6 protein-coding genes are annotated in these 8,947 nt (G+C 37.0%); 3 read left to right on the forward strand and 3 right to left on the reverse strand.

The window, feature by feature from the left end; translation table 11 throughout:
- Positions 1-112 precede the first annotated feature (112 nt).
- Positions 113-2,047: a DNA topoisomerase (ATP-hydrolyzing) subunit B gene (gyrB, locus tag ACMGDK_RS05250; RefSeq protein ID WP_436806960.1), complete on the reverse strand. Its 1,935-nt coding sequence runs from the start codon at positions 2,045-2,047 to the stop codon at positions 113-115.
- A gap of 232 nt (positions 2,048-2,279) precedes the next feature.
- On the opposite strand from gyrB, the gene ACMGDK_RS05255 reads away from it, so the two are divergent.
- From ACMGDK_RS05255 to ACMGDK_RS05265, 3 genes are read left to right on the forward strand one after another with little or no spacing between them, the layout of a single operon-like run.
- Positions 2,280-3,623 (forward strand): cytochrome ubiquinol oxidase subunit I, encoded by a 1,344-nt coding sequence (locus ACMGDK_RS05255; protein ID WP_436806961.1) that lies wholly within the window; start codon positions 2,280-2,282, stop codon positions 3,621-3,623.
- Positions 3,620-4,624, forward strand: a complete 1,005-nt coding sequence (locus tag ACMGDK_RS05260; RefSeq protein ID WP_436806962.1) for a cytochrome d ubiquinol oxidase subunit II — start codon at positions 3,620-3,622, stop codon at positions 4,622-4,624. The genes ACMGDK_RS05255 and ACMGDK_RS05260 overlap by 4 nt, the downstream gene beginning before the upstream one ends.
- Before the next feature lies 1 nt (position 4,625).
- The gene (locus ACMGDK_RS05265; protein ID WP_436806963.1) at positions 4,626-5,141 is read left to right on the forward strand and encodes a ClbS/DfsB family four-helix bundle protein; all 516 of its coding nucleotides are present in this window, start codon (positions 4,626-4,628) and stop codon (positions 5,139-5,141) included.
- A 62-nt stretch (positions 5,142-5,203) separates the two neighbouring features.
- On the opposite strand, the gene ACMGDK_RS05270 is transcribed toward ACMGDK_RS05265, so the two are convergent.
- Together ACMGDK_RS05270 and lysS are read right to left on the reverse strand one after the other, a co-directional pair.
- Positions 5,204-6,664, reverse strand: a complete 1,461-nt coding sequence (locus ACMGDK_RS05270) for a T9SS type A sorting domain-containing protein (protein ID WP_436806964.1) — start codon at positions 6,662-6,664, stop codon at positions 5,204-5,206.
- A 75-nt stretch (positions 6,665-6,739) separates the two neighbouring features.
- Positions 6,740-8,437 (reverse strand): lysine--tRNA ligase, encoded by a 1,698-nt coding sequence (gene lysS, locus ACMGDK_RS05275; RefSeq protein WP_436806965.1) that lies wholly within the window; start codon positions 8,435-8,437, stop codon positions 6,740-6,742.
- Positions 8,438-8,947 lie beyond the last annotated feature (510 nt).

Consider the following 8,947-nt stretch of genomic DNA (forward strand, 5'->3'; position numbering starts at 1 on the left):
TTGCCTGTAACTGCTGCACCCGACATTACATCGATCCCATTATTTTTATTGGTTTTCACCAAATAAAAAAAGCTTCTAAGTAGAAGCCTTTTTTTATATATTTTAATAACAATTATGCATCAATCTTAGCATATTTTGCATTTTTCTCGATAAATTCTCTTCTTGGCGGAACCTCATCTCCCATCAACATGGAGAATATACTGTCAGCCTCTACTGCATTATCAATCGTCACCTGCTTTAAAATTCTGTGCTCAGGGTTAAGAGTTGTTTCCCAAAGCTGCTCAGGATTCATTTCCCCAAGACCTTTATAACGCTGAACCTCAACGCCTTTTCCGTCCGGAGCCATTTCTAAGGTAAACTCTTCACGCTCTTTCTCGTTATAGGCATATACTTTTTTGTTTCCTTTCTTTAATAGGTATAAAGGAGGTTGAGCAATATAGATATATCCATTCTCAATAAGTTCCTTCATAAATCTGAAGAAGAAGGTAAGAATCAGGGTAGAAATGTGAGACCCATCAATATCGGCATCGGTCATAATCACTACTTTATGATATCTCAGTTTAGCCATGTTTAGAGCTTTACTGTCTTCTTCCGTTCCTACAGAAACCCCAAGAGCGGTGTAAATATTCTTAATTTCCTCGTTATCATATACTTTATGAAGCATAGATTTTTCAACGTTCAGGATCTTACCTCTCAAAGGTAAGATAGCCTGGAAATGTCTGTCTCTACCCTGCTTAGCAGTTCCACCTGCGGAATCTCCCTCTACTAAGAATAGTTCAGATTCTGCCGGATCTTTGGATGAACAGTCAGATAATTTTCCCGGAAGTCCTGAGCCTCCCATCGGAGATTTTCTCTGAACCATTTCACGGGCCTTCTTAGCAGCTTGTCTTGCTTTTGCAGCTAAAACCACTTTCTGAACGATAATTTTCGCTTCATTAGGGTTTTCTTCTAAGAAGTTAGTAAGCATTTCACCTACTATTTTATCTACAGCACCTGAAACTTCGGAGTTTCCTAGCTTTGTTTTGGTTTGTCCTTCAAACTGAGGTTCCATTACTTTTACAGAAATTACAGCCGTCAGCCCTTCACGGAAATCGTCTCCTGTAATTTCTACTTTTTCTTTAGCAGGAATTCCCAAATCATCGGCATATTTTTTTAACGTTCTTGTCAAAGCACGTCTGAAACCTGCAAGGTGAGTTCCCCCTTCATGCGTATTGATGTTATTAACATAAGAGTGAAGGTTTTCGCTGAATGACGTATTATAACGCATAGCAACTTCTACAGGAATGTCATCTCTTTCTGCTTCCATGAAGATCACATTCTCCATGATAGATTCCCTGTTGCCGTCGATAAATTCAACAAACTCCTTTAAACCTCCTTCTGAATGAAAAACTTCCATCGTGAAAGATCCGTCTTCATTCTCTGTTCTTTCATCAACAAGAGTTATTGTAATTCCTTTGTTAAGAAAAGCCAGTTCACGTAACCTTGTAGCAAGGGTATCGTAGTTATATACAAGCTCCTGGAAGATTGTACCGTCCGGCTGGAAGAAGACTTCTGTTCCTCTTTCGGTCGTTGTTCCAATTACATCGACCTCTGTAAGCGCTTTACCTTCCGAATATTTTTGCTGATATAATTTTCCATCAAGGCTTACGGTAGCCACTAATAAAGTTGACAATGCGTTCACACAAGAAACCCCAACTCCATGCAGACCTCCGGATACCTTGTAAGAATCTTTGTCAAATTTTCCTCCTGCTCCAATTTTGGTCATTACAACCTCAAGGGCAGATTTCTGCTCTTTTTCGTGGAAATCTACGGGAATCCCTCTACCATTATCTTTTACAGAGATTGCTTCTCCTTTATGAATTCTTACTAAAATAGTATCACAATGCCCTGCCAAAGCCTCATCAATAGAGTTATCTACTACCTCATAAACCAAATGATGAAGACCTCTTACTCCTACATCTCCAATGTACATTGATGGTCTTAATCGTACGTGTTCCATACCTTCTAAGGCCTGGATACTGCTAGCTGTATATTGTTTTTGACTCATATAAAAATTAATAATTTTGCGTAATGCAAAGACCTACAAATATCGTGATTTTTTTCGACTTATGAAAGTTAAAATATGTCAAAAAAGGACAGAGTTTTTAGAAAAAAAACAGAAAATCATTTCATCAAAAAAAAGATTAAAGTTATTATCTATTTCTTAAAAGCCAACTGTATTAAATCATATTATACATCCGTAATTTATCCTTAAATTTATTTACTCAAAAGTTGATCGTATGGATGATTTTATTGCAGCCCGCGCGCAGATGGCCCTCTCGCTGGGTTTTCATATCATTTTCGCCTGTGTGGGAATGGTAATGCCTTTTCTGATGGCCTTTGCCCACTGGAAATACCTCAAGACCAATAACGAAGTATATAAAGGCCTTACAAAAGCCTGGAGCAAAGGAGTTGCGATTCTTTTTGCTACCGGTGCCGTTTCGGGGACCATGCTTTCTTTTGAGCTCGGGCTCCTGTGGCCGGGATTCATGAAACACGCAGGACCAATCTTCGGAATGCCGTTTTCTCTTGAGGGAACCGCATTTTTTATTGAAGCAATTGCCATAGGATTCTTTCTCTATGGATGGGAAAAATTCAACAAATGGTTCCACTGGTTCTGTGGATTTCTGGTAGGGTTAAGTGGACTCGCTTCCGGAATTCTGGTTGTGGCAGCCAATGCGTGGATGAATTCGCCGACAGGTTTTGATTATATCAACGGACAATATACCAATATAGATCCTATAAAAGCCATGTTCAATGATGCATGGTTTCCCCAGGCTCTCCATATGACGGTTGCTGCATTCTGTGCCACAGGATTTGCAGTGGCAGGAGTTCATGCTTTTTTAATTATGAAGAAAAAGAATGTGGAGTTCCATACAAAAGCATTCAGGATAGCCGCTGGATTTGCATTGATAGGAGCATTTGGAGCACCTTTAAGCGGTGACGTTGCTGCAAAATCTGTTGCAGAAAGACAGCCTATTAAACTTGCTGCGATGGAAGCTCACTTTGAAACTGAAAAAGGCGCACCTTTCGTTATTGGTGGAATTCCTGATGAAGAAAAAGGAGAGGTGAAATATGCAGTTAAAATTCCAAAAGTTTTAAGTTTCCTGGTGAGCAATGATTTCAATCATGAAGTGAAAGGATTAAATGATTTTCCTCGTGATGAATGGCCTCCGGTAGCTGTTGTCCATTACGCTTTCCAAATTATGATCTTCTTCGGTGTGGTGATGATCATCATCGGAAGTATTTATCTGTACGCTTTCTTTTTCAAGAAGGAATGGCTTAACAAAAACTGGCTTTTAAAAACATTCCTGATCGCAACACCTTTCGGATACATCGCCCTGGAAGCAGGGTGGACAGTAACTGAAGTCGGCAGACAGCCATGGATCATCTATGGTATTATGAAAACTGCAGATGCCGTAACGCCTATGCCCGGAATACAGTATTCATTTTATTTTTTTACGGCCATTTTTGTATCATTATCACTGATTATTATCTTCCTTTTGAGGAGACAGATCCAGATGGTTCCTAAACTTTATGACCCTACAGACGCTCAGTTTAACGATAAAAACAAAAAATCATGATCTACGTTGTTATAGGATTTCTGTGGCTTTCTATCTGCCTTTATATTATTTTGGGCGGTGCTGATTTCGGTGCCGGGATTGTTGAGCTTTTCACCCATAAAAAAGCCCGTCACAAAACGGAGGAGATCATGTATCAGTCCATTGCTCCTGTATGGGAAGCCAATCACATGTGGCTGATCATTGCGATCGTTATTCTTTTTGTCGGGTTCCCTGAAATTTACACCACCATGTCTACCTATCTCCATATTCCTTTGGTTTTGATGCTTTTAGGAATTATTGCAAGGGGTACAGCCTTTACGTTCAGACATTATGATGCTGTGAAAGATAACTGGCAGATTTTATATACCCAAATCTTTTACTACGCAAGCCTGTTAACTCCATTTTTCTTAGGTCTGATTGCAGCGGCTACCGTTTCACATTCTATCAACCCTGATGCAGTCGGATTTTTAGATTTATATATTTTCAGCTGGCTGAACTGGTTTGGGGTTTCCGTAGGTCTTTTTACAGTAGCTCTTTGCGCTTATCTGGCCTCTATCTTTTCATTAAGAGAAACCCGGGATAAAGCTGATCTTACCCTGATGATCAAAAAATCCAGGCAGACCATGGTTTTTGTAGTGATCACAGGAATGTTGGTATTTTTAACAGCTTATATTTCCGACATTCCTCTTATGATGTGGATATTTTCAAAACCATTAGGGATCATGGCAGTTTCCTTTGCTACAGTGGCCTTAGGATTGATTCTCCGTGCCCTGCATCAGCGGAAACTGCTTCCTGTTCGCGCACTGGCAGGATTCCAGATGGTAATGATTCTAGTTGCAGCTACTTATCAACATAATCCTGATATTATTTTGCTGGGGAATGGGCAACATCTTTCGCTTCTGGAACATATGGCACCAGCAAAAACAATATCGGCTTTGGGCTGGGCACTAATGCTAGGATCTTTGTTTATCCTTCCATTTTTGTTTTATCTGATGGCTTCGTTCAGCAGGCAGAGAAAATAATATGGTACAGTATAAAGATAAAACTGAACTGATTGAAGCGTTAAAAAAGAATTATCTCCTTTATGATCAGGAATTTAATGATATACCTGAAAACAAAAAAGACCTTTTGAAGCCCGGAATTAATAAAAGTCCTTCACAGAATATATCGTATCAGCTGGGTTGGACCAGCCTTTTATTACGATGGGAAGCAGATGAGAAAAACGGAATAGAAGTACAGACTCCGGCACCGGGATATAAGTGGAATAATTTAGGCGGATTATATGAATCTTTTTATAAAGAATATGGAGCTTTAAGTCTTCACCAACAAAGAGAGATTCTGAAAAATCAGGTAAACGAGATTGTAGAATGGATTGAAACCCTTGATCAAGAAACCTTATTTGTTCCTGAACAGAGAAAATGGGCTACAACACCTGCAAAATGGCCTGTCTGGAAATGGATACATATCAATACTGCAGCTCCTTTCAATAATTTCAGGACTCAGCTGCGGAAATGGAAAAAAGAAACCGGTACAAAATGATTTTGTACCGGTTTTATTTGTTTTTATAAAAGCTATACTCATGTTAGAAGAATATTCCTCTTCTAATTCTTTATAATTTTTTTAGTATACTCATTTTTACTGGTTTTAATTTTTGCTATATAATTACCCGGCAACAATGTTTGTAGATTTATTTTCGATTCATTACCCGTGAGAGCCAGTTTACCATCTGTAGAATAAATATTTATTTCTTGGATTTTTTCATTGGAAGCAAATTCTATATTTAAAATATCTGAAACAGGGTTGGGATAAATTTGGAAATTGTTTTTTTCATAATCTTCAACCGCTAATACACTGTTTTTCCTTATAAATTTATTAAACATATTCATTTTTGTATTACTTGATGATTGAAAGGAAATCTTTCTCTGTAAATAATATTCATTATCATTTAAAACTTTTCCACTTACTGATAATAAATAATGATACTGAGTACTAGAAGGATACCCTCCAATATAAAAACTTAAACCATCATTAGAGCTATTATCATAACTCCCATCTATGTTTAATCTGGATATGAAAAAGTTATAAGAAAAATAATTATTAAAATTAGGTTTCTTAGCACTGCCAAAAAGCAGCATTTTATTTAAAGAATCAAAGCCCATCTGGTAAATACTATAGGTATAGGTTTGCGGAGGATTAAAGTTTATAATAGAAACAGTACCGTTATTACCGAAAGTAGTATCTATAATACCCAAAGAAGTATACTTGGTTAAATCATTAGTTGCAAGATAAAAAAACTCGTTCAGAGCATTGACATAAACATTCTTAACATTGTTTCCTGGTATATTAATCACGCCTTGATTACCAAAGGAAAAATCTAAATTTCCGTTCTGAAAAAATTTAGTTACTTTCAAAGTAGATGCTGAAGTGCTTTCTTTCTGAACTACTAATATACCGTTATCATTTGTAAACAGTAGGTTAGAACTATCGATTGTAGAAAAATTTTTTTCACCAAATACATTATCAATATTCCCATCAGCATTTATTCTTATTAGCTTTTCTGGAGCGACACCAGTATCCTTTTTAGAAATATAAATTGCATTATCATAATTACTAACGGAAAAGTATTGTAACTGTCCCATAGGAGGTGCGGTAAAAAATCCATTCTCACCAAAACTTGTAATCAATTGCCCATTAAGGTCATATTTACCTAATCTCAAATAATTAATAGTATAATTAGGAAATTGTTTAGGAAAAATATCTAATAAATAAAAGTTATTTCCTTTAACAATAATAGGATATCTAATGTCATTATTCTGAGCAGGTATTAATCTTCCATTATTACCAAATTGAAGATCAATATTACCATTGGGCAGATATTTGGTGATACCCGTACCTTGACTATCACCATAAAAATAAATGCTACCATTATCAGACATAGCATATGAATGAAGCTCATTACCTGTAGTCACATACACCTCCGCAGCGCTAGGATCTTGCGATACACTATATTGTGCATCAACAGACATAATAGAGAAACAAAGAAATAGAAATATTTTTTTCATAATTAAATTTTTTCCAAATTTAAGGAAAAGAAAAAAGCGAACTTTTTAAAGTTCGCTTTTTTCTTTATTTGGTGATTAAACCAATTTCATCAAAAGTTGGTCATCAATTTTCTCCACTTTCACCAGATTATTCTTAGTCAAAGTTTTAGAAGCTTTATCCCACTTTTTACCGGATAACTGGCTTCTTTCTTTCACTTCAGCTAAAGTAAACGGCTCTTCGTGGGAATTAAGGATCTCAAGGATTACTTTTTCATCTTCACCCAATTCAATCTGAGGAACCGTTTTTTCCGGTCTCATCTGAGGGAAGAATAACACTTCCTGGATAGAAGCATTGTTTGTAAGGAACATAATCAGTCTGTCCATACCAATTCCTAATCCGGAAGTTGGAGGCATACCGTATTCCAATGCTCTTAGGAAATCCTGGTCGATGAACATTGCTTCATCATCCCCTCTTTCTGATAAAGCCATTTGGGATTCAAAACGCTCTCTCTGATCAATAGGATCATTCAACTCGGAATAGGCATTGGCAATTTCTTTTCCGCAAACCATTAATTCAAAACGCTCTGTTAGGCCTTCTTTGCTTCTGTGTTTCTTCGTTAATGGAGACATTTCAATCGGATAATCTGTAATGAAAGTCGGCTGAATGAAGTTTCCTTCACACTTTTCACCGAAGATCTCATCGATTAATTTTCCTTTCCCCATCGTCTCATTCACATCAATTCCGATAGATTTAGCAAAATCAAACAGTTCCTGTTCAGTTTTACCTGTGATATCAAAACCTGTATATTTTTGGATCGCTTCCGTCATGGAAACTCTTGGATAAGGCGCTTTCCAATTGATGGTATGCTCTCCGAAAGTAGATTCCGCACCTCCATTCACCTGAACTGCACAGAATTCCAGAAGCTTTTCCGTGAAATCCATCATCCAGTTGTAGTCTTTGTAAGCCACATAGATTTCCATGGCTGTAAATTCAGGATTGTGTGTTCTATCCATTCCTTCATTTCTGAAGTTTTTGGAGAACTCATAAACCCCGTCAAAACCTCCTACGATCAGTCTTTTCAGATATAATTCGTTCGCGATTCTTAAATATAATGGAATATCTAAAGCATTGTGATGCGTGATAAACGGTTTTGCTGCTGCTCCTCCGGGAATCGACTGCAAAATAGGTGTTTCCACTTCAAAATATCCGGCATCATTGAAAAAAGTTCTCATCGCATTGAACATCTTTGTTCTTTTTACGAAGATCTCTTTTACCTGCGGATTAACCGTTAAATCTACATAACGTTGTCTGTATCTCAGTTCAGGATCTGTAAATCCGTCGTGCACTACTCCGTTTTCATCAGTTTTAGCCTGAGGAAGCGGGCGTAAAGCTTTGGTAAGAAGCGTAAAGTTCTTTACCAAAATTGTCATTTCACCTACCTGAGTTGTGAATAAGGTTCCTTCAATACCGATAATATCACCGATATCCAAAAGATGCTTATACACTTCATTGTAAAGCTCTTTATCTTCACCCGGACAGATCTCGTCTCTGTTAAAATAAACCTGGATCTTACCTTTAGAGTCCTGCAATTCAGCAAAAGAAGCCTTCCCCTGAATTCTGCGGGACATCAATCTACCAGCGATCTTCACCTGTTTATTCTCAGAAAAATCCTGTTTTATAGATTCTGTAGTATCTGTAATCGTATACTCCTCCGCAGGGAATGCATTAATTCCCATTTCAGTAAGCTTATTCAGCTTTTCTCTTCTAATGATTTCTTGTTCTGATAATTGCATTTCTTATTTTTCTAAAAGCGTACAAATTTAGGCATTTTTAGTGATTTGTCAATTATGAATTTGGAATTTGCTTGTCAACGGAGATTATCATTGACTATTAGCAGCTTAAGCGTGAATTTTTAATAGTGAATCTGCTTCACCGTGAATTTTTTATAGTATTAGCATTGACATTTGACTTGCGCAGCAAAATTGACAGTGACTTCAATTGTAAAAGTGAATTGTCAATGGTGAATCTGTTTCACAGTGAATTATTAGTGAAGGTTACTATTGACATTTGACTTGCGCAGCAAAATTGACCAGTGACTTCAATTGTAAAAGTGAATCTTCAATAGTAAATCTGCTTCACAGTGAACTTTTTGGTAAATTATAATTCACTATTGACTTGCGCAGCAAAATTGACCAGTGACTTCAATTGTAAAAGTGAATCTTCAATAGTAAATCTGCTTCACAGTGAACTTTTTGGTAAATTATAATTCACTATTGACTTGCGCAGCAAAATTGACCAGTGAC

The organism is Chryseobacterium hilariae, assembly GCF_051400735.1.
Lineage (GTDB): Bacteria > Bacteroidota > Bacteroidia > Flavobacteriales > Weeksellaceae > Chryseobacterium.